General features: G+C 71.5%; 21 protein-coding genes. 19 read left to right on the plus strand and 2 right to left on the minus strand.

Annotated elements, in window-relative coordinates:
- Window positions 1-91 precede the first annotated feature (91 nt).
- On the plus strand, window positions 92-1,726 hold the full coding sequence (locus tag KSO97_RS00565; RefSeq protein WP_232675836.1) for a DUF3352 domain-containing protein: 1,635 nt from the start codon (window positions 92-94) through the stop codon (window positions 1,724-1,726).
- Between the two features lie 36 nt (window positions 1,727-1,762).
- Here KSO97_RS00565 and ybaK read toward each other — a convergent pair whose 3' ends face one another.
- Window positions 1,763-2,248 (minus strand): Cys-tRNA(Pro) deacylase, encoded by a 486-nt coding sequence (gene ybaK, locus KSO97_RS00570; protein WP_232675837.1) that lies wholly within the window; start codon window positions 2,246-2,248, stop codon window positions 1,763-1,765.
- A gap of 195 nt (window positions 2,249-2,443) precedes the next feature.
- Window positions 2,444-3,121, minus strand: a complete 678-nt coding sequence (locus tag KSO97_RS00575) for an LON peptidase substrate-binding domain-containing protein (RefSeq protein ID WP_232675838.1) — start codon at window positions 3,119-3,121, stop codon at window positions 2,444-2,446.
- A gap of 95 nt (window positions 3,122-3,216) precedes the next feature.
- On the opposite strand from KSO97_RS00575, the gene hisD reads away from it, so the two are divergent.
- The 18 genes from hisD (at window position 3,217) to lgt (ending at window position 19,133) form a co-directional block, all read left to right on the plus strand.
- Entirely contained in the window at window positions 3,217-4,518 is a 1,302-nt protein-coding gene (gene hisD, locus KSO97_RS00580; protein ID WP_232675840.1) for a histidinol dehydrogenase, read from the plus strand.
- Between the two features lie 37 nt (window positions 4,519-4,555).
- On the plus strand, window positions 4,556-5,659 hold the full coding sequence (locus KSO97_RS00585; protein WP_232675841.1) for a histidinol-phosphate transaminase: 1,104 nt from the start codon (window positions 4,556-4,558) through the stop codon (window positions 5,657-5,659).
- Entirely contained in the window at window positions 5,656-6,264 is a 609-nt protein-coding gene (hisB, locus tag KSO97_RS00590; protein WP_232675842.1) for an imidazoleglycerol-phosphate dehydratase HisB, read from the plus strand. Before KSO97_RS00585 ends, hisB begins: the two co-directional genes overlap by 4 nt.
- A gap of 102 nt (window positions 6,265-6,366) precedes the next feature.
- On the plus strand, window positions 6,367-7,038 hold the full coding sequence (hisH, locus tag KSO97_RS00595; protein WP_232675843.1) for an imidazole glycerol phosphate synthase subunit HisH: 672 nt from the start codon (window positions 6,367-6,369) through the stop codon (window positions 7,036-7,038).
- Between the two features lie 9 nt (window positions 7,039-7,047).
- On the plus strand, window positions 7,048-7,395 hold the full coding sequence (locus tag KSO97_RS00600) for a hypothetical protein (RefSeq protein ID WP_232675844.1): 348 nt from the start codon (window positions 7,048-7,050) through the stop codon (window positions 7,393-7,395).
- 4 nt (window positions 7,396-7,399) lie between these two features.
- Window positions 7,400-8,152, plus strand: a complete 753-nt coding sequence (gene priA, locus KSO97_RS00605; RefSeq protein WP_232675845.1) for a bifunctional 1-(5-phosphoribosyl)-5-((5-phosphoribosylamino)methylideneamino)imidazole-4-carboxamide isomerase/phosphoribosylanthranilate isomerase PriA — start codon at window positions 7,400-7,402, stop codon at window positions 8,150-8,152.
- Window positions 8,149-8,919 carry an imidazole glycerol phosphate synthase subunit HisF gene (gene hisF, locus KSO97_RS00610; protein WP_232675846.1) on the plus strand — a complete coding sequence of 257 codons (771 nt, stop codon included), beginning with the start codon at window positions 8,149-8,151 and terminating at the stop codon, window positions 8,917-8,919. Before priA ends, hisF begins: the two co-directional genes overlap by 4 nt.
- Before the next feature lie 172 nt (window positions 8,920-9,091).
- Window positions 9,092-9,448, plus strand: coding sequence for a hypothetical protein (locus KSO97_RS00615; RefSeq protein WP_232675847.1), 357 nt, complete (start codon window positions 9,092-9,094; stop codon window positions 9,446-9,448).
- A gap of 81 nt (window positions 9,449-9,529) precedes the next feature.
- Entirely contained in the window at window positions 9,530-11,380 is a 1,851-nt protein-coding gene (locus KSO97_RS00620; RefSeq protein ID WP_232675849.1) for an ABC transporter ATP-binding protein, read from the plus strand.
- Window positions 11,380-13,233 carry an ABC transporter ATP-binding protein gene (locus tag KSO97_RS00625; protein ID WP_232675850.1) on the plus strand — a complete coding sequence of 618 codons (1,854 nt, stop codon included), beginning with the start codon at window positions 11,380-11,382 and terminating at the stop codon, window positions 13,231-13,233. Before KSO97_RS00620 ends, KSO97_RS00625 begins: the two co-directional genes overlap by 1 nt.
- Before the next feature lie 37 nt (window positions 13,234-13,270).
- Entirely contained in the window at window positions 13,271-13,648 is a 378-nt protein-coding gene (gene hisI, locus KSO97_RS00630) for a phosphoribosyl-AMP cyclohydrolase (RefSeq protein ID WP_232675851.1), read from the plus strand.
- Window positions 13,649-13,659: 11 nt separating this feature from the next.
- Window positions 13,660-14,307 (plus strand): Trp biosynthesis-associated membrane protein, encoded by a 648-nt coding sequence (locus tag KSO97_RS00635; protein ID WP_232675852.1) that lies wholly within the window; start codon window positions 13,660-13,662, stop codon window positions 14,305-14,307.
- Between the two features lie 105 nt (window positions 14,308-14,412).
- Complete coding sequence (locus tag KSO97_RS00640; protein WP_232675853.1) at window positions 14,413-14,613, plus strand: HGxxPAAW family protein; 201 nt, start codon at window positions 14,413-14,415, stop codon at window positions 14,611-14,613.
- Between the two features lie 58 nt (window positions 14,614-14,671).
- Window positions 14,672-15,454: an indole-3-glycerol phosphate synthase TrpC gene (gene trpC, locus KSO97_RS00645; RefSeq protein WP_232675854.1), complete on the plus strand. Its 783-nt coding sequence runs from the start codon at window positions 14,672-14,674 to the stop codon at window positions 15,452-15,454.
- Entirely contained in the window at window positions 15,451-16,683 is a 1,233-nt protein-coding gene (gene trpB / locus KSO97_RS00650; protein ID WP_232675855.1) for a tryptophan synthase subunit beta, read from the plus strand. The genes trpC and trpB overlap by 4 nt, the downstream gene beginning before the upstream one ends.
- Window positions 16,680-17,492: a tryptophan synthase subunit alpha gene (gene trpA, locus KSO97_RS00655; RefSeq protein ID WP_232675857.1), complete on the plus strand. Its 813-nt coding sequence runs from the start codon at window positions 16,680-16,682 to the stop codon at window positions 17,490-17,492. The genes trpB and trpA overlap by 4 nt, the downstream gene beginning before the upstream one ends.
- Entirely contained in the window at window positions 17,485-18,102 is a 618-nt protein-coding gene (locus tag KSO97_RS00660; protein WP_232675858.1) for an SCO family protein, read from the plus strand. The genes trpA and KSO97_RS00660 overlap by 8 nt, the downstream gene beginning before the upstream one ends.
- On the plus strand, window positions 18,099-19,133 hold the full coding sequence (gene lgt, locus KSO97_RS00665) for a prolipoprotein diacylglyceryl transferase (RefSeq protein WP_232675859.1): 1,035 nt from the start codon (window positions 18,099-18,101) through the stop codon (window positions 19,131-19,133). The genes KSO97_RS00660 and lgt overlap by 4 nt, the downstream gene beginning before the upstream one ends.
- The last annotated feature ends 107 nt before the right edge of the window (window positions 19,134-19,240 follow it).

A 19,240-nucleotide genomic window follows, 5' to 3' on the forward strand; every position in this document is an offset into this window, starting at 1 on the left:
CTCCGCGCCGCCGCCGTCCATGCCTCCACCTCCGTGGACTCCGCCGCCTCTGCCCCCGCCGGCCGGGGCGCCGCGGCGTCGTCGCGGGCTCGTGATCGCGGCGGGTGTCGTCATCGGCGCAGCGGGGATCGGGGTGGGCGGGTGGCTCGCGTGGTCGGCGTACTTCGGCACCGGCCCCCAGCCGGCCGAAGCGCTTCCCGCCTCCACGCTCGGCTACCTCTCGATCGATCTCGACCCGAGCGGCAAGCAGAAGCTGGCCGCGCTCGACACCCTCCGGAAGTTCCCCAGCCTCGCCGAGGAGCTCGACATCGAGAGCCGCGACGACGTCCGACGGGTGATCTTCGACGAGGCCCAGGGCGAGGGCGCCTGCCCCGACCTGGACTACGCCGACGACATCGAGCCGTGGCTCGGTGACCGATTCGCGGTCGCCGCGGTCGAGGTGGACGACGAGGTCGCCCCGGTCCTCGTGGTCCAGGTGAGCGACCGCGATGCCGCAGTGACCGGGCTGGAGGCGCTGCGCGACTGTGCGGGCACCGACGTCGGCGACCTCACCGGCATGAGCTCCTCCAGTGCCGACGGCGTTGGCGGGTTCGCGGTCACCGCCGAGTGGGCGCTCATCGCCGAGACCGAGGAGATCGCCGAGGACGTGGCGGCCCGGGCCGAGTCGAACAGCCTCGCCGACGACGACGACTTCCGGCGATGGACCGACGAGGTCGGCGACCCCGGGTTCATCACCGGCTACGCCGCACCCGCAGCCGGACGTCTCTTCGCCGACATGTTCGGTGGGCTGGGTACGGCCGCGATGTGGAGCGATACGCCCGACTGCTCGTTCTTCGACGACTCCGGGCTGCCGAGCGAGCCAGGCGACGACGGTCCGGCCTCCTGCGACGAGGAGTGGGCTGCCTTCGAGAGCGATATGCAGGCACAGGTCGATGAGACCGAGGACATGATGCGGGAGACGTTGGCGGACTTCGGCGGCGCGGCCATGTCGCTGCGCTTCGACGGCGACGGGGTGTCACTGGAGTTCGCGAGCGGCACGCAGGGCGCGCTCCCGCAGCTGCCCGACAACGACGCCGGCGGGAAAGCCGTCGAGGAGCTTCCCGAGGGAACGGCGCTCGCTGTGGGCGTCGGCTTCGCGGATGGCTGGCTCGACACCGTGCTCGGCCAGGTCGACGACGTGTTCGGTGACGACCTCATCGGTGAGTTCGAGGCCCTCACGGGCCTCTCCGTCCCGAGCGATGTCGAGACCTTGCTCGGGTCGTCGGTCGCGGTCTCCATCGGCAGCCCGGACGAGATCGTCGACCTCTTCGTTGGCGAGTCGAGTGGCGACCTCCCGCTCGCCGTCCGGATCACGGGCGACGCCGAGGAGATCACCCCGCTGCTCGACGAGCTCCTGGATCGCCCCGATGTCGCTGCTGAGCTGGGTTCCGACTTCGGCTACGTCGCCGACGACGACGTCGTGGTCGTGGGCTTCGACGGCTACCGCGAGACGTTGCTCGAGAAGGGCACGCTCGGTCGCACCGACACCTACCGCGCCGTCGTCCCGGACTCCGATCGGGCCAGCAGCGTGGTGTTCGTCGACTTCTCCGTCGACGACTGGCTGGTCAAGCTGGTCGAGAGCGAGGGCGACGTCGCCGAGGACGTCGACGCGCTCGAGGCCCTCGGGATCACCTCGTGGGCCGAGGACGACGTCGCCCACGTCGCTGTGACCCCCGCACCCGCCTGACTCAGCGCCGCTGACCCGTCCGCAGATGCGGCCGGGTCAGCGCGCGATGTCCGCGGTGGTGGCGCTGGTGAGTGCGACGAGGTCCTGCGGGCTGAGCTCGAGGTCCAGGCCGCGACGTCCCCCCGAGACCAGCACGGTCTCGAAGCCGAGCGCCGTGGCATCGACGACCGTCGGAAGCGTCCGCTTCTGGCCCAGCGGCGAGATCCCGCCGACGACGTAGCCGGTCGAGCGCTCGGCGTCGGCCGGCGCCGCCATCGAGGCCCTGCGCGCGCCGAGACTGCGGGCGAGAGCCTTGAGGTCGAGCTGTCGGTCGACGGGCACGACGGCGACGGCCAGCCCGCCGTCGACGTCGGCGAGCAGAGTCTTGAACACGCGGTCCGGGGCGACGTCGAGGGCCTGCGCCGCCTCCAGTCCGAAGGACGCCGCGCGCGGGTCGTGGTCGTACTCCCGGACGACGAACGGTGCGCCGGCGCGGGTCAGCGCCAGCATCGCCGGCGTCCCACCGGGCTGTCTCCTCGCCATGGCGTCAGGGTCTCAGCCTCAAGGGTCCGGGCCGAGAGATCTCACAGATAGGGCAGATGTCGGCTGGTCGCCGCCCCCGCACGCACCTGAGCACCAACTGCAGAGGGAGCCGTGCCTCCGGCACGGCTCCCTCCTCGGCGCTCATGCACGCACCGGGACGACGCCCACCACGACAGCCCCTATCCGTGCGATCTCTCAGTTGGGTGACCAGCGCGTCCGAGCGACGTCCGTGGCGGGCAGCGAGGCGATCACGTTCATCGCGCGCAGTTCCGAGCGCAGCAGGTCGGTCACCATGATCAGCCGTTCGGCGGCGTCCTCGGTCTCCAAGAGCGCCTGCCGGTCCGAGAGCGGCAGCGGCGCGCAGGCCGCGAGCGTCCAGGACAAGAACTCCGCGTCGCGCGGGAGCGGGCCGGAGAACGGATCGCTGCGCAGCTCCGAGAGCGCGAACCGGTAGGCGCCGAACGTCGCCCGGGCGAGTTCGGTCACCGACTCGGCCACGGGTCTGGGCCGACGCGCACGATCGTCGTCGATGAGCTCGACGTGGCCCACCGGGAACTGGCTCCCGGTCTCGAGCCGGTCCAGTCGGATGCGGTCCAACCCCACGGCGACCAGGTCGAACGTGCCGTCGGGATGCGCCTGCACCTGCGTCATCCGCACGCGACAGCCGATCCGGAAGAGCGACTGGGTGCCGTGTTCGCCGACTTCGTAGCCCTCACGGATCGCGACCGAGCCGAAGACCCGGTCGATCGGATCCTCCACGCGCAGCAGGTGATGCACCAACGCCCGGTAGCGATCCTCGAACACGTGGAGCGGCACGCTCACGCCCGGATAGATCACCGCGTTGAGCGGGAACATCGGCATCGTCGCGGCCACGAGCCCAACCGTAGTCGTGCCGCCGAATCGGGTCCGGCGTCCACGCAGGACTCACCGGTCCGAATCCGGTCGACGCCGTTCGTAGAATCGGTCTCATGATTCGTCGCATCGACCTGCGCGGAGCCGGCCCGGAGGCCGACTACCGCGCAGCCGTGCCCCGTGCCGACTTCGACGTCGAAGCCGCGGTCCCGGCGGTGCATGAGATCTGCGAGGCCGTGCGCACGCGGGGCGTCGAGGCGATCTTGGAGTTCAACCAGCGCTTCGACGGCGGTACGGCGAACGACGAGCTGCGGGTCCCGGCCGCGGTGATGCAGCAGGCCCTGGTCGATCTGGATCCGGCGATCCGCGCAGGCCTCGACGAGTCGATCCGACGGCTGCGTCTCACGTGTGCCAACGAGCTCGAGAGCGACGCCGTCACCGATCTCGGCCCCGGTGCGCGGGTGACGCACCGCAAGGTGCCCGTCAACCGGGTCGGCCTCTACGTTCCCGGTGGCCTGGCGCCCCTGGTCAGCAGCGTGCTGATGAACGTCGTCCCCGCCCAGACGGCGGGGGTCGGCGCGATCGCTCTCGCGAGCCCGCCGCAGCGCGAGTTCGGAGGACTGCCGCACCCCAGCATCCTGGCCGCCTGCGCGCTGCTCGGCGTCGAGGAGGTCTATGCCGTCGGGGGAGCCCAGGCGATCGCGATGTTCGCCTACGGCACCGGCCCGTGCGCGAAGGTCGACCTCGTCACCGGCCCGGGCAACATCTACGTCGTGACGGCCAAGCGTCTGCTCAAGGGGCAGATCGGCATCGACTCCGAGGCGGGTCCGACCGAGATCGCGATCCTCGCCGACGACACCGCAGATGCCTCGTACGTGGCCGCCGACCTCATCAGCCAGGCCGAGCACGATCCCCTCGCCGCCTCCGTGCTGGTGACGACGTCGCAGCGGCTGGCCGACGAGGTCGAGGCCGAGCTCGACAAGCAGGTCTCCGCGACCAAGCACGTCGAGCGCATCCGCACCTCGCTGAGCGGACCGCAGTCGGGCATCGTGTTCGTCGACGATCTCGAGCAGGGCCTCGCCGTCGTCGACGCCTACGCCGCGGAGCACCTGGAGATCCACACCGAGGACGCCGGCGCGTGGGCAGCGCGCGTGACGAACGCGGGCGCGATCTTCGTCGGTCGATACTCCCCGGTCTCGCTCGGCGACTACTGCGCCGGCTCCAACCACGTGCTGCCTACCGCCGGTTGCGCCTGTCACTCCTCGGGGCTCTCGGTGCGCGCGTTCCTGAAGTCCGTGCATGTCATCGACTACAGCCGCGAGGGTCTGGCCGCCGTCGCCGACCACGTCGTCGCGCTCGCCGAGGCCGAGGACCTCCCCGGTCACGGCGCCGCGGTGAAGGTTCGTTTCCAGGCATGAGCCTCGACACGACGATCGCCGCCGCAGAGGTCGCACGGTGACGTTCCCACCCCTGCGGGAGGAGTTGCGCGGCCTCGAGCCGTACGGCGCCCCCCAGCTCGACGTCCCGGTGTGCCTCAACACCAACGAGAACCCGTACGGCCCGTCGGCGGCGTGCGCCGACGACATCGCCAACTCGGTTCGCGAGGCGGCGCTGGGCCTGAACCGGTACCCCGACCGCGAGCACGAGGAGCTGCGTGCGGGGTTGGCTTCCTACCTCACCGCTGACACCGGCCCGGACGGCCACACCATCACGCCGGCCCAGGTCTGGGCGGCCAACGGGTCCAACGAGGTGATGCTCCAGCTGCTGCAGGCATTCGGGGGCCCGGGCCGCACGGCGATCAGTTTCGCGCCGACCTACTCGATGTATCCCGAGTACGCCCGCGACACCCACACCGGCTGGGTGGCAGGACGGCGTGCCGACGACTTCGGTCTCGATCTGGGTGCCGCGCGCGACCTGGTCGCGACCGAGCGCCCCAGCGTCGTCTTCCTGCCCTCGCCCAACAACCCCACGGGTACGGCGCTCGCGCCGGCCGTGATCGGCGAGCTCTGCGCGCTGGTGGGCGACAGCGGCCTCGTCGTGGTCGACGAGGCGTACGGAGAGTTCCGCCGCGGCGGGACGCCGTCGGCCCTGGAGCTGCTGCCGGCTCACCGCAATCTGGTGGTCACCCGCACGATGAGCAAGGCCTTCGCCGCTGCGGGGCTCCGCCTGGGGTACCTGGCCGCCGACCCGGCGATCTGCGACGCGATCCGGATCGTGCGGCTGCCGTACCACCTCTCGGCCGTCACCCAGGCGACCGCTGTGGCGGCGCTGCGCCACACCGACGAACTGCTCGGCCAGGTCGCCACCTTGCGCGCCGAGCGCGACGCCACGGTCGCCTGGCTGCGCGACCAGGGTTTCGAGGTCGCCGACTCCGACGCCAACTTCTGCCTCTTCGGCCGATTCGCCGACCGTCATGCGGTCTGGCAGGGTCTGCTCGACCGAGGCGTACTGATCCGCGAGGTCGGTCCCGACGGTTGGCTCCGCGTCTCGATCGGGACGCCGGCGGAGATGACCGCGTTCCGCACCGCCCTCACCCAGGTGACAGGAGATCTCCGATGAGCCGCACCGCCCGCATCGAGCGCACCACCAGCGAGTCGACCGTCCTGGTCGAACTCGACCTCGACGGCACCGGTCGCCACGACATCTCGACCGGGGTCGGCTTCTACGACCACATGCTCACCGCCTTCGCGCGACACGCCTTGGTCGACCTCACGGTGAAGACCACCGGTGACACCCACATCGACGGCCACCACACCGTCGAGGACACCGCGATCGTGCTCGGCCAGGCGCTGCGCGAGGCGCTGGGCGACAAGGTCGGCATCCGTCGTTTCGGTGACGCGACCGTGCCGCTCGACGAGGCGCTCGTGCAGGCCGTGGTCGACGTGTCGGGCCGTCCCTACTGCGTGCACACCGGCGAGCCCGAGGGCCAGCAGTACGTGCAGCTGGGAGGAACCACCCCCGCGTTCCTCGGTTCGCTGACCCGCCACGTCTTCGAGACGATCGCCTTCCACGCTCACCTCGCCCTGCACGTGCGCGTGCTCGCCGGTCGCGAGCCGCACCACATCGTGGAGACGCAGTTCAAGGCGTTCGCGCGGGCGTTCCGCGACGCCATCGCGCTGGACCCTCGCGAGACGGGCATCCCGTCCACGAAGGGCGCGCTGTAGCCGGTGGTTGAGGAGCGAGGAACGAGCGTCGCCCCGGTGGTTGAGGAGCGAGGAACGAGCGTCGCCCCGGTGGTTGAGGAGCGAGGAACGAGCGTCGCCCCGGTGGTTGAGGAGCGAGGAACGAGCGTCTCGAAACCCACCGTCGTCGTCCTCGACTACGGGTCGGGCAACCTCCGCTCGGCTGTGCGCGCCATCGAGCGGGCGGGCGCCGACGTCGAGCTCACCGGCGACTTCGACGCTGCGCTGGCCGCCGACGGCCTGGTCGTGCCCGGCGTGGGCGCCTACGCCGCGTGCATGCAGGGTCTGCGGGCGATCAAGGGCGACCGGATCATCGGACGCCGTCTCGCCGGCGGCCGGCCCGTGCTCGGCATCTGCGTGGGTATGCAGATCCTCTTCGAGCGGGGGGTCGAGCACGGCGTGGAGACGGCCGGCTGCCACGAGTGGCCCGGCGTCGTGGAGCGGCTGCAGGCACCGGTCGTCCCGCACATGGGCTGGAACACCGTCGAGGCGCCCGCCGGATCGATGCTCTTCGAGGGCATCGAGAACGAGCGCTTCTACTTCGTGCACTCCTACGGCGTGCGGTCCTGGGACCTGGTCACCAACGGTCGCACCGCCGAGCCGCTGGTCACCTGGTCCGAGCACGGTCCCGGCCCGTCTGCGGACCGGTTCGTCGCCGCGGTCGAGAACGGTCCGCTGTGCGCCACCCAGTTCCACCCCGAGAAGTCCGGTGACGCCGGTGCCCGGTTGCTGCGCAACTGGGTCGGCTCGCTCTAGGCGGCGATCGTGGGGAGCAATGAAGGTGCACGCGCCCGGCAACGCGCCGAGCGCGAGCGCGCGCAGGCGGAGGCGGCGACGCAGCGACGCGCCGCCGCTCGCCGTCGCTCGGCGCGTCAGGAGCGCTGGCGGGTCCTACGGCGGCCTTTCACGCGCCTGGTCGGCTCGCAGCGCGGAGCGCCGTCCGGCTCCCTCGCTGCACGTCGTCAGCAGGCCACCCGGATGGTGGTCGCAGGCGTTCTCGCCGTCAATCTCCTCGTGCTCTTCGCCGCCGACGACTGGGCCACCCCGGCATTCGTCGTCCTGCTCAGCATCCTGCTCACCCCCATTGCCCTCGGCCTGATGAATCGGAAGTGACCCCGTGACCCGCTACCTCGAGCTCCTGCCTGCCGTCGACATCACCGAGGGCCGCGCCGTCCAGCTGACGCAGGGCGTCGCCGGCTCCGAGCGTGAGTACGGCGACCCGGTCGCCGCCGCGCTCCGGTGGCAGGACGCCGGTGCCGAGTGGTTGCACCTGGTGGACCTGGATGCGGCCTTCGGACGTGGCACCAATCGTGAGGTGCAGGCCGCGATCGTCGGCACCCTCGACATCCAGGTCGAGATGAGCGGCGGCATCCGCGACGACGAGTCGCTGGCTGCGGCGCTGGCCACCGGATGCCGTCGGGTCAACATCGGTACCGCTGCTCTCGAGCAGCCCGAGTGGTGCGCGAAGGTGATCGCCGAGTACGGCGACCGGATCGCGATCGGACTCGACGTGCGGGGCCGCACGCTGGCCGCTCGTGGCTGGACACGTGACGGCGGCGACCTCTACGAGACGCTCGCCCGCCTCGACGCCGAGGGTTGTGCCCGCTACGTGGTCACCGACGTGAACAAGGACGGCATGCTCGCCGGCCCCAACCTCCAGCTGCTGCGCGACGTCGCCGCCGCGACCTCGGCTCCGATCGTCGCCTCCGGCGGGGTCACCACCCTCGACGACATCCGGGCGCTGATGGAGCTGGTGCCCGCGGAGGGATCCGGTGGCGTCGAGGGTGCGATCGCGGGGACGGCGCTCTACGAGGGCCGTTTCACACTCGAGGACGCGCTCGCGCTGACCCTGCCGCAGGCCGCGTCGTGAGTCTCGCCACCCGCGTCATCCCGTGCCTGGACGTCGACGGCGGCCGGGTGGTCAAGGGCATCAACTTCCTGGACCTGCGCGACGCGGGTGACCCGGTCGAGCTCGCGCGCACCTACGACGCCGAGGGTGCCGACGAGCTGACCTTCCTCGACATCTCCGCCTCGCACGAGGGCCGGGCGACCACGATGGAGATCGTCTCCCGGACCGCCGAGGAGGTGTTCATCCCGCTGACCGTCGGCGGGGGAGTCTCCTCCGTCGAGGACGTCGACCGGCTGCTGCGCGCGGGCGCGGACAAGGTGGCGGTGAACACCGCGGCGATCCGACGTCCTGAGCTCGTCGCGGAGATCGCCGATCGATTCGGCAACCAGGTGCTGGTGCTCTCGGTCGACGCCCGGCGCTCGCCGCCCGAGCGCGCGACCGACTCCGGCTTCGAGGTGACGACCCACGGTGGCCGGCAGTCGGCCGGTCTCGACGCCGTCGCGTGGGCGGTGCGTGCCGCCGAGCTGGGCGCGGGGGAGATCCTGCTCAACGCGATGGATGCCGACGGCACCCAGGACGGCTTCGATCTCGAGCTGCTGCGTGCGGTGCGCTCGGAGGTCAGCATCCCGGTGATCGCCTCCGGCGGCGCGGGTGCCGTCGAGCACTTCGCTCCCGCGGTGGAGGCCGGGGCCGACGCGGTCCTGGCCGCGACCGTCTTCCACTTCGGCACCCTGCGGATCAGTGACGTGAAGGGCGCCCTCGCCGCGTCGGGCCACCCGGTGCGCTGACGTCGGCCGATCCACGCGCGCAGCCCGCGTCGCCCGCAGCTTGGCGTGAGAAACCGGACCTTGGACGAGGTTGCTTCCCCCGCCAAGGTCCGGCTTTCTCGGCCGGCCGAGAAAACTGGACGGCGCCGGCGAAAATCAACCCGCCGCCGCGGGAATCTCTAACCTCGGCATGGTGAGCGACTCCTACGAGGTGTACGCGGCGCCCGGGGCCGCCGGAGCCCACGGCACGATCGGCGGGGCGGACGCGAGCGGCCCGGAGCGGTGGCGGATCGTCATCGAGTACGCCAACCGCGGTGACGCCAAGCCGCCGACGAAGCTCGTGGAGACCGACCACGACCACGCGACGCGTGAGGAGGCGATGCGCACCGCCCTGCAGCAGGCGTGGGAGTTCGATCCGCCGGACCCCGTCATGCCGCAAGGTCGACGCGTCTACCAGGACGGCGACGGGTTCCTGGTCGTGGTGGACGGCGCGATGTCGCGCTTCCACTTCGCGGTCCGCGTGCTGCGCTTCCTGGGGGAGAGTTCCTGACGCCCCAGCGGCGCTTGGCCGAGGCGGGGAATAGCGCGGTGCCGGCCGATGGTTGTGAGCCGGGACGTCGGACGGAGGCACGTGAGCAGCAACGCAGCAGAGCAGCGGACGCAGGATCTCGGGCGTGGGTCGACCCGCGCGGGGTTCGCCGTCCTCGGAGTTGCCATCCGGCGTGAGCCCTGGGTCTTCGCGGTCTCGACTCTCGGCAGCCTGCTCTTCGGCGCCCTGACGGTGGCCGACGCCTGGGTGCTCGGCTGGTCGACCGACCACGTGCTCCTTCCCGCCTTTCGCGACGGCGAGATCGGGGTCGACATTCTGGTCGTCGTCGTGGCGCTGTTCCTGGGCGTGGCCCTGCTGCGCGCCGTCGGCATCGTCGCGCGCCGACTCGGCGCCGGCATCATGCAGTACCGGCTCCAGGCCCGCAGTCGTCGTGAGGTGACCCGCCGCTATCTCGAGCTCCCGATGGCCTGGCACCAGCAGCACCCCACAGGCGTCCTGCTCTCCAACGCCAACTCCGACGTCGAAGCCGCGTGGGGGCCGATCGCGCCCTTGCCGATGGCGGTGGGCACCGTCGCGATGATGGTGATCGCCGTCGCCCAGATGCTCCTCGCCGACGTCGTCATGGCGCTGATCGGCCTGCTCATCTTCCCGCTGGTGATCGCCACCAACGTCGTCTACCAACGCCTCTCCCAGGGGTGGGCCACGCGGGCGCAGGAACTGCGCGCCGAGGTGAGCGAGATCGCGCACGAGTCCTTCGACGGCGCGATGGTCGTCAAGACGCTGGGGCGCGAGCAGGAGGAGACCGGGCGCTTCGCCGCGAAGTCGCGGGAGCTGCGCGACGTCAACACCCGCGTCGGGCGGATCCGCGCGGCGTTCGACCCGACGTTGGCCGCGCTGCCGAACCTCGGCGTGCTGGTCGTGCTGGCGGTCGGTGTGCAGCGCGTCGGCGCCGGTCAGACCGAGCCCGGCGACCTCGTCACGATCGCCTACCTGCTGACTATCGTCTCCTTCCCGATCCGGTCCATCGGATGGCTGCTGGGGGAGTTCCCCCGCAGCGTCGTCGGGTACAGCCGGGTCGACGCCGTGCTCCGCACGACCGGCCAGATGCCCTACGGCGAGCGCACGATGCCCCGCGGCGCCGGCGGGGCCCACCTCGAGGTGGGCGACGTCGAGTATGGCTACCACGCGAGCCAGCCCCTGCTGGGAGGGCTGAGCTTCGCCGTCTCGCCGGGGCGCACGGTCGCCCTGGTCGGGCCGACCGCCTCCGGCAAGAGCACGATCACCGCCCTCATCGCGCGCCTGGTCGACCCCGACGCGGGCTCGATCCGCGTCGACGGCATCGACGTGCGCGACCTCGCGCCCGGCGAGCTGGCGCGCACCATCGCCGTCGTCCCGCAGACGCCGTTCCTCTTCGACGACACCGTGCGGGGCAACGTCACCCTCGGGGCGGACGTCGACGACGACGCGGTATGGGACGCCTTGCGCGTCGCGCAGGCCGAGACCTTCGTGGCGGCGCTGCCGCGGGGGCTCGACACCCCGTTGGGAGAGCGCGGCACCTCGCTCTCGGGCGGTCAGCGGCAGCGGATCTCGCTGGCGCGTGCTCTCGTGCGCCGGCCGCGACTGCTCGTGCTGGACGACGCCACCTCCGCGGTGGATCCCGACGTCGAGGCGAAGATCCTCGGTGCCCTCCGCGACGCGACGCCACGTGGCGGGTCGGGCGACGGCGTCCCGGCGACCCTGGTCGTGGTCGCCTACCGCAAGGCGACCATCAGCCTCGCCGACGAGGTCCTCTACCTCGACCGCGGGCGGATCGTCGGTTCGGGTACCCACGATGCGCTGCTGACCGCATCCCCGGGCTACGCGCGGCTGGTCAACGCCTACGAGGAGCACAGCGACCATGCCTCCTCCCTCAGCACGGAGGCCGCGCACTGATGGCGGCGACGCAGGCACAGCAGAGAGCCGGGGAGTTCACCGCGCTCGCCACGGGGGACGACCTCGGGGCCTGGCACACGATTCGGCGCGGTGTGCATTACTCGCCGGAGCTGCGCGAGGGCATCGCCGTCACGCTGCTGCTGGCCGTGATCGCCTCCGCCGGGCAGGTCGTCGTCCCGATCGCGGTCCAGCAGACCCTCGACCGCGGCCTGGGAGGCGCCGACGGCACGGCACGCACCGGCGGGATCGACGTGTCGTTCGTGGTGTGGATGGGCCTGCTGGCGGCGCTCTCGATCGCTCTCACCAGCCTCGCCTCCTTCGCCATGACCACGCGACTCTTCCGCACGTCCGAGGCCGGCCTGGCGACGCTGCGGATCAAGGCCTTCCGTCATGTGCACGACCTGCCCCTGCTGACCCAGAACACCGAGCGGCGCGGTTCGCTGGTCGCGCGGGTGACCAGCGACGTCGACCAGGTGAGCCAGTTCCTCGTCTTCGGCGGGCTCCTCTTCGTCGTCAGCGTCGGTCAGGTGCTGGTCGCCACGGTCGTGATGGCCGTCTACTCCTGGCAGCTGACCATCGTGGTCTGGCTCTGCTTCGCTCCGCTCTTCCTCAGCCTGCGCTACTTCCAGCGCAAGCTCGCCGACGCCTACGGCATCGTCCGGCGCCAGGTCGGGCTGATGCTCTCGGCGATCTCCGAGCCCGTCGTCGGTGCCGCGGTGGTGCGCACCTATGCGGTCCAGGACCGCACCCAGCAGCGCATCGACGACGCCGTGGCCGCGCACCAGGCCGCCAGCACCCGCGCGCAGGGGTTCACCGCGTTCTCGTTCTCCCTCGGCGGGGTCTCGGCGGGCTTGGCGAACGCCGGCGTGATCGTCGTCGGCGTGTGGCTGGCGCTGCACGGATGGCTCGGAGCCGGCTCGCTGACCTCGGGCGAGATCCTCGCCTTCGCCTTCCTGGTCACCCTGTTCGTCGGCCCGGTCCAGATGGGCACTCAGATCCTGACCGACGCCCAGCTCGCCATCGCTGGCTGGCGACGTGTGATCGGCATCCTCGACACGCCCGCCGACCTGGTGGACCCCGGCGAGCAGGGGAGGGTGCTGCCGCGCGGGCCCCTCGACGTCCGGCTCGACGGCGTCGGGTTCGCCTACCCGGGCGGACCGCCGGTGCTCCACGACATCACGCTCGACGTCGCCGCGGGACGCCGCGTGGCCGTCGTCGGCGAGACGGGTTCGGGCAAGTCGACGGTCGCGAAGCTGGTCACCCGACTCATGGATCCCACCCAGGGTGCGGTGCTGCTCGACGGCGTCGACGTGCGCGAGATCCGGCAGGTCTCGCTGCGGCGCAGCGTGGTGCTCGTGCCCCAGGAGGGATTCCTGTTCGACGACACCATCGCGGCCAACGCACGCTACGGACGCCTCGACGCCACCGAGGAGCAGATCGCCGCCAGCGCCGTCGAGCTCGGCATCGGCGACTGGCTCGCGGGCCTCCCCGCGGGCCTGGCGACCCGCGTCGGGCCGCGCGGTGAGTCGCTCTCCGCCGGCGAGCGCCAGCTCGTCGCCCTGCTGCGCGCCCACCTCGCCGATCCGGATCTGCTCGTGCTCGACGAGGCCACCAGCGCCGTCGACCCGGCACTGGAGCTGCGCATCGCCTCGGCACTCGAGCGCCTGATGAGCGGGCGCACCAGCATCACGATCGCGCACCGGCTCTCCACGGCCGAGGCAGCCGACGAGGTGGTCGTGGTCGATGCGGGTCGTGTGGTCCAGCGAGGCCCGCACCGGGAGCTGGTCGCCGCGGTGGACTCGGCGTACGCCCGACTGCACTCGTCATGGATCGCTCAGCGTTCGCGCGAGTAGTGGTGTGTGCGCCCGTGCGGACAGGAGAGGCGCGAGGATGCGCGAGAATGGACGGGTGAGCCAGCTCGACCCCGCGATCGCCGCGCGTCTCAAGCGCACCCCCGACCCCACGGCCCCCGACGGCCTGGTGGCCGCGATCGTGCAGCAGCACGACACCGGGGAGGTGTTGATGCTCGGGTGGATGGACGACGAGGCGCTGCACCGCACGCTGACGACCGGCCGCGCCACCTACTGGAGCCGGTCGCGCCGGGAGTACTGGGTCAAGGGCGACACGTCCGGCCACGTGCAGTGGGTCAAGGACGTGCGGCTCGACTGCGACGGCGACGCGCTGCTGATCGCCGTCGACCAGGAGGGCGCGGCCTGCCACACCGGAGATCGCACCTGCTTCGACGCCGACCGGTTGGGGCCGCAGTGACCGAGCCCGACGTGACCGACCCTGACGCAGCCGGGACGGACGAGCCCGCCGCGATGCACCTCCGCGGGCCGCGCTTCGGTCCCACGGTGCTGCTCGGCGTGATCGGCGGGGGCGCCGCCGCGGTGGCCGGCAACCAGGACTGGGTTCGGGTCGCCGGTGGCGGCGGTCGTGCCGACGCGGCCTACGCGTCCGCGGTCGGCCTCACGACGCAGGGGAGCGCTCCGCCGGTGACGGCGCTCGCGCTCGTCTGCCTGGCCGCGTGGGGTGTCCTGCTGGTCACGCGCGGCATCGCACGGCGCCTGATCGCGTGGCTCGGCGTCGTCGCCGCCGGCGGCCTGGTCGCCGTCGCGGCCGTGGCCTGGCAGCGGACCCCGGGCCTGGTCGGCGACGACATCCGTGGTCTCGCGGTCGACCTTGACCGCACCTGGTGGGCCCATCTCGGCGTGGCGATGAGCCTCGCCGCGCTCGTCGCGGCGATCGGGGCGGCGCGGGGCGTGCGACGGTGGCCCGAGATGGGGCACCGCTACGACGCGCCGTCCGCCGCGGGGAGCACCCCGCCGGCCGCCTCGGAGGACGGGGCTGGATTCTCTCATCTGGAGTTGTGGCGCTCGCTCGACGAAGGTCGCGATCCCACCGATCCCGACGGCTCCGGGCGCTGACCCGAGCGACGTCGACGTCGGTGCGCCCACTACAGTGGCGATGCCCGATCACTCTCGATGTCGGCCGGGCAGACCCGCACGTTCGACCGAGCGAGGAGCTCCTGCATGTCTGACAACCACGGCAACACCCCGGCTGCCTGGACTGCCGTCCTCGTTGCACTCGCCGGCTTCGTGGTCGGCGGCGCCGGGCTGATGTTCTCGCCGATGAACTACGTCGTCTTCTGGGTCGGCGTCGCCATCGTGCTGTTCGCAGGCGTGCTGTTCGTGATCATGGCCAAGATGGGCCTGCACGAGTCCACGCACTGATTCACACCCATCGAGGCGCCCGCGTGAGGTGGGCGCTGAACGGAGGTTGAGCGCTCCGATGTCTGTGCTCGACGACATCATCATCGGGGTGCGCGAGGACCTCGCCCGGCGTGAGGCCGAGGTGTCGTTGGCCGACCTCCGCGCCCGACTCGCCGACGCCGACGCCGTGCGTGACCCGATGCCGCACCTGCGCGCCCCGGGGTCGAGCGTGATCTCCGAGGTCAAGCGGCGCAGCCCCAGCAAGGGCGATCTGGCCGACATCCCCGACCCCGCCGCGCTCGCCGCGGAGTACGCCGCGGGCGGCGCCGCCGCGATCAGTGTGCTGACCGAGGAGCGCCGGTTCGGGGGCAGCCTCGACGATCTCCGCGCCGTCCGCGCTGCCGTGGACGTGCCGATCCTGCGCAAGGACTTCATCGTCGAGACCTACCAGCTGGTGGAGGCCCGCGCGGCCGGCGCGGATCTCGCACTGCTCATCGTCGCCGCGCTCGACGACGACCGCCTGCGACGCCTCTTCGACGCGGCCGGTGAGTTGGGACTCACCGTCCTGGTAGAGGTCCACGACGAGACCGAGACCGAGCGAGCGGTCGCACTCGGTGCCGAGCTGATCGGCGTCAACGCCCGCAACCTCAAGACCCTCGCCGTCGACGACGGCACCTTCGGCCGACTCGCGCCGCTGATCCCCGACGACCGGGTGAAGGTGGCCGAGTCGGGCATCGGCGGTCCCGCCGACGTCCGGCGCTTCGTCGGCGAAGGGGCGCGCGCGGTGCTGGTCGGCGAGGCACTGGTCAAGGACGGCGACCCACGCGGCGCCGTCGCCGCGATGACGGGAGTGACGCCATGAACGAGGACGCGAGCCGCTTCGACGCCGACGATCAGGGCTGGTTCGGCGAGGTCGGCAACTTCGGTGGACGGTTCATGCCGGAGGCACTGATCTCCGCGCTCGACGAACTCACGCTGGCCTGGCACGAGGCCATGGCCGATCCCGCGTTCGTCGAGGAGTTCGAGACGGTGCTGCGCGACTACGCCGGCCTGCCGAGCCCGCTGTACCACGCCACGCGACTCTCCGAACGTGTCGGCTGCCGGGTGCTGTTGAAGCGCGAGGACCTCAACCACACCGGCGCCCACAAGATCCGCAACGTCCTCGGTCAGGCGCTCCTGACCAAGCGGATGGGCAAGAAGCGCGTCATCGCCGAGACCGGCGCCGGCCAGCACGGCGTTGCCAGCGCGACAGCGGCGGCCTACTTCGGTCTGGACTGCGTCGTCTACATGGGAGCGGTCGACACCCGTCGCCAGGCGCTCAACGTCGCGCGGATGCGGCTGCTGGGGGCGGAGGTGGTGCCGGTCGAGTCCGGGAGCGCGACGCTCAAGGACGCCATCAACGAGGCGCTGCGCGACTGGGTCGCGAGCGTCGACCACACCGCCTACCTCTTCGGCACCGCAGCCGGCCCGCATCCGTTTCCGAGCATGGTGCGGGAGTTCTGCCGCGGCATCGGAGACGAGGCCCGAGCCCAGTGTCTGGATCAGTACGGCGTGCTGCCGGACGCTGTCGCAGCGTGCGTCGGCGGTGGCTCGAACGCGATCGGCCTGTTCACGGCCTTCCTCGACGACGCCGAGGTCGACATCTACGGCTTCGAGGCGGGTGGCGAGGGCTTCGACACCGGGCGGCACGCCGCGACGATCTTCGCCGGCGAGCGTGGCGTGCTCCACGGCGCCCGCACCTTCGTGCTCCAGGACGAGGACGGCCAGACCATCGAGTCGCACTCGATCTCGGCCGGTCTGGACTACCCGGGTGTCGGCCCGCAGCACGCGCATCTCGCGCACATCGGGCGGGCCGTCTACCGCCCCGTCACCGATGCCGCGGCGATGGATGCGCTCGCGTTGCTGAGCCGCACCGAGGGCATCATCCCGGCGATCGAGTCCGCCCACGCCGTCGCCGGTGCGCTCGGCGTGGCCGAGGAGCTCGCCGCCACCAAGGGACCCGAGGCGACCGTGCTGATCAACCTCAGTGGTCGCGGCGACAAGGACATGGGCACGGTGATGGAGTACTTCGGGTTGGGGGACGGCCAGTGAGCGCCTCGACCGGAACCGCCTTCGCGGCTGCGCGGGCCGAGGGGCGCGCGGCCCTGGTGGGCTACCTGCCCGCCGGCTTCCCCGATGTCGAGGGCGGCATCGCCGCGCTGCGGGTCCTGGTCGATTCCGGCTGTGACGTCATCGAGATCGGTCTTCCCTACAGCGACCCGGTGATGGACGGTCCCACGATCCAGGCCGCCGCCCAGCAGGCGCTCGACGGCGGCGTCCGGATCCGTGACGTCTTCCGCACGGTCGAGGCGGTCGCCGCCACCGGCACCCCGACGGTGGTCATGACCTACTGGAACCCGGTCGAGCGCTACGGCGTCGAGCGGTTCGCCTCCGATCTGGCCAGCGCCGGGGGAGCGGGCCTGATCACGCCCGACCTGACGCCCGACTACGCGCCCGAATGGATCGCTGCGGCGGACTCCCGGGGCCTGGACAAGGTCTTCCTGGTCTCGCCGTCATCCACCGATGAGCGGATCGCGATGACGACCGCCGCGAGCCGCGGCTTCGTCTATGCGACCGCCGTGATGGGTGTGACGGGCGCTCGCGCCACCACGAGCGACCTCGCCGGACCGCTCGTCGCGCGGACCAAGGCAGCCACTGCGCAGTCGGGCCTGCCGGTCGGTGTCGGACTCGGCGTCAGCACCGGCGACCAGGCCGCCGAGATCGCCGCCTACGCCGACGGCGTGATCGTCGGCTCGGCGTTCGTCCGAGTCCTTCTCGACCATGCCGGAGATCGTGCGGCCGGCCTCGCCGCGCTGGGTGGGCTGACCGCCGAGCTCGCCGATGGTGTTCGCCGTGGCTGATCGTCGCTGGCGCCGGCTGGCCGCTGCAGGGGCGGCCACCGCGATGCTCGTGGTCGCGGGGTGCTCGTCACCCGACCCCGGCGTCTTCCACGGCACCCGGCTCGTCAACCCCTACGACGTCTCGACCACGGCGCTGACCGACACCGAGGGCGATGAGTTCTCGCTCGCCACCGACACCGACACTCCGCTGACACTGGTGTTCTTCGGCTACACCCACTGCCCCGACATCTGCCCGCAGGTACTGGGCAACCTCGCCTTCGCGATGGCGCAGCTGGACCAAGCCGATCGTGACGACGTGCGTGTGGTGTTCGTGACCACCGATCCCGCGCGCGACGACGCGCAGCGCATCCGGGCGTACCTGGATCGCATCGACAAGGACTTCGAGGGCCTCACCGGCGACCTCGACACCATCATCGAGGTCGGCGACTCACTCAAGATCTATGTCAGCGACGGCGAGAAGCTGCCCACCGGCGGGTACGACCTCGGCGGTCACACGACGTCGACGATCGCGCTCGACGCGGACGACCAGGCCGTCGTGTACTGGTCCGACACCACCTCGCCGGCGCAGTTCGCCTCCGACATCCACACCCTCCTCGAGGAGCAGCGGTGACCATCGACGCGTTGTCCACCGCCTGGGCCCAGGCGCTCGTCCCCCTCTCGATCCCGAGCCCGAGCAACGGCGTCTGGCATCTGGGTCCGCTGCCGATCCGTGGCTATGCCCTCTGCATCATCGCCGGCATCGTCGCCGCGATCTGGATCGGTGAGAGGCGGTGGGTGGCGCGTGGCGGCACCAAGGGCGAGGTCACCGACCTCGCGATCTGGGCCGTGCCGTTCGGCATCGTCGGCGCGCGGCTCTACCACGTCGCCACCGACTCCGGGCGCTACTTCGGTGACGGCAACGATCCGGTCACCGCGCTCTATGTGTGGAACGGCGGACTCGGCATCTGGGGTGGCGTGGCCCTCGGCGCCGTCGGCATCTGGATCGGGGCTCGCCGCATGGGCATCCGACTCGCTCCGATGCTCGATGCGCTCGCGCCCGGCGTCCTGGTGGCGCAGGCGATCGGCCGGTGGGGCAACTGGTTCAACCAGGAGCTCTTCGGCCGCGAGACCGACCTGCCGTGGGGCCTGGAGATCGATCCGTCGAAGTGGCCTGACGGGTTCGTCCCCTCGGGGGCCGGGGAGATCCTCTTCCACCCCACCTTCCTCTACGAGTTCGGCTGGAACCTCGCGGCGTTCGCCCTGGTCATCTGGGCCGATCGCCGCTTCCGGCTCGGCCACGGCCGCGTGATGGCGCTCTACGTCATGGCCTACACCATGGGCCGCGGGTGGATCGAGGACCTGCGTATCGACACCGTCGAGCTCGACGACGTCGGCGGGCTGCGGTTCAACGTGTGGACCTCGATCGTGCTGTTCGTCGTGGCCGCCGTGTACTTCGCGTGGTCCTCGCGACGGCATCCCGGTCGCGAGGACGATGTCTACGTGGCGAGGCGCGCAGCGGACGCGGACGCGATCGGAACCGAGGGCGCCGACGTCGACGGGCGCTCCTCCGACACGTCGGCCTCCGACGGCGCAGCCACCGACTCCACGACCGGGAACGAAGCGGGAACCGGTCAGGGCGAGGGGACCCCCGTCGAACGTTGAGCGCCTCGGGGCTCGGCGATCTCTCGGGTGGAACTGGTGCGCACGCCCATGTAACCCGGTGGTAATCTGAGCGCTCCGCCGCGTGGGCCAATGTCGTCCCTGCGACC

The sequence above is a fragment of the Nocardioides sp. R-C-SC26 genome, assembly GCF_021246465.1.
Lineage (GTDB): Bacteria > Actinomycetota > Actinomycetes > Propionibacteriales > Nocardioidaceae > Nocardioides.

Coding starts and splice junctions, on each gene's coding strand:
- ybaK (WP_232675837.1), bottom strand. CDS start 2,248: ATGGCGAGGAGACAGCCCGGTGGGACGCCGGCGATGCTGGCGCTGACC.
- hisD (WP_232675840.1), top strand. CDS start 3,217: ATGATTCGTCGCATCGACCTGCGCGGAGCCGGCCCGGAGGCCGACTAC.
- hisB (WP_232675842.1), top strand. CDS start 5,656: ATGAGCCGCACCGCCCGCATCGAGCGCACCACCAGCGAGTCGACCGTC.
- KSO97_RS00625 (WP_232675850.1), top strand. CDS start 11,380: ATGGCGGCGACGCAGGCACAGCAGAGAGCCGGGGAGTTCACCGCGCTC.
- hisI (WP_232675851.1), top strand. CDS start 13,271: ATGCGCGAGAATGGACGGGTGAGCCAGCTCGACCCCGCGATCGCCGCG.
- KSO97_RS00640 (WP_232675853.1), top strand. CDS start 14,413: ATGTCTGACAACCACGGCAACACCCCGGCTGCCTGGACTGCCGTCCTC.
- trpC (WP_232675854.1), top strand. CDS start 14,672: ATGTCTGTGCTCGACGACATCATCATCGGGGTGCGCGAGGACCTCGCC.
- trpB (WP_232675855.1), top strand. CDS start 15,451: ATGAACGAGGACGCGAGCCGCTTCGACGCCGACGATCAGGGCTGGTTC.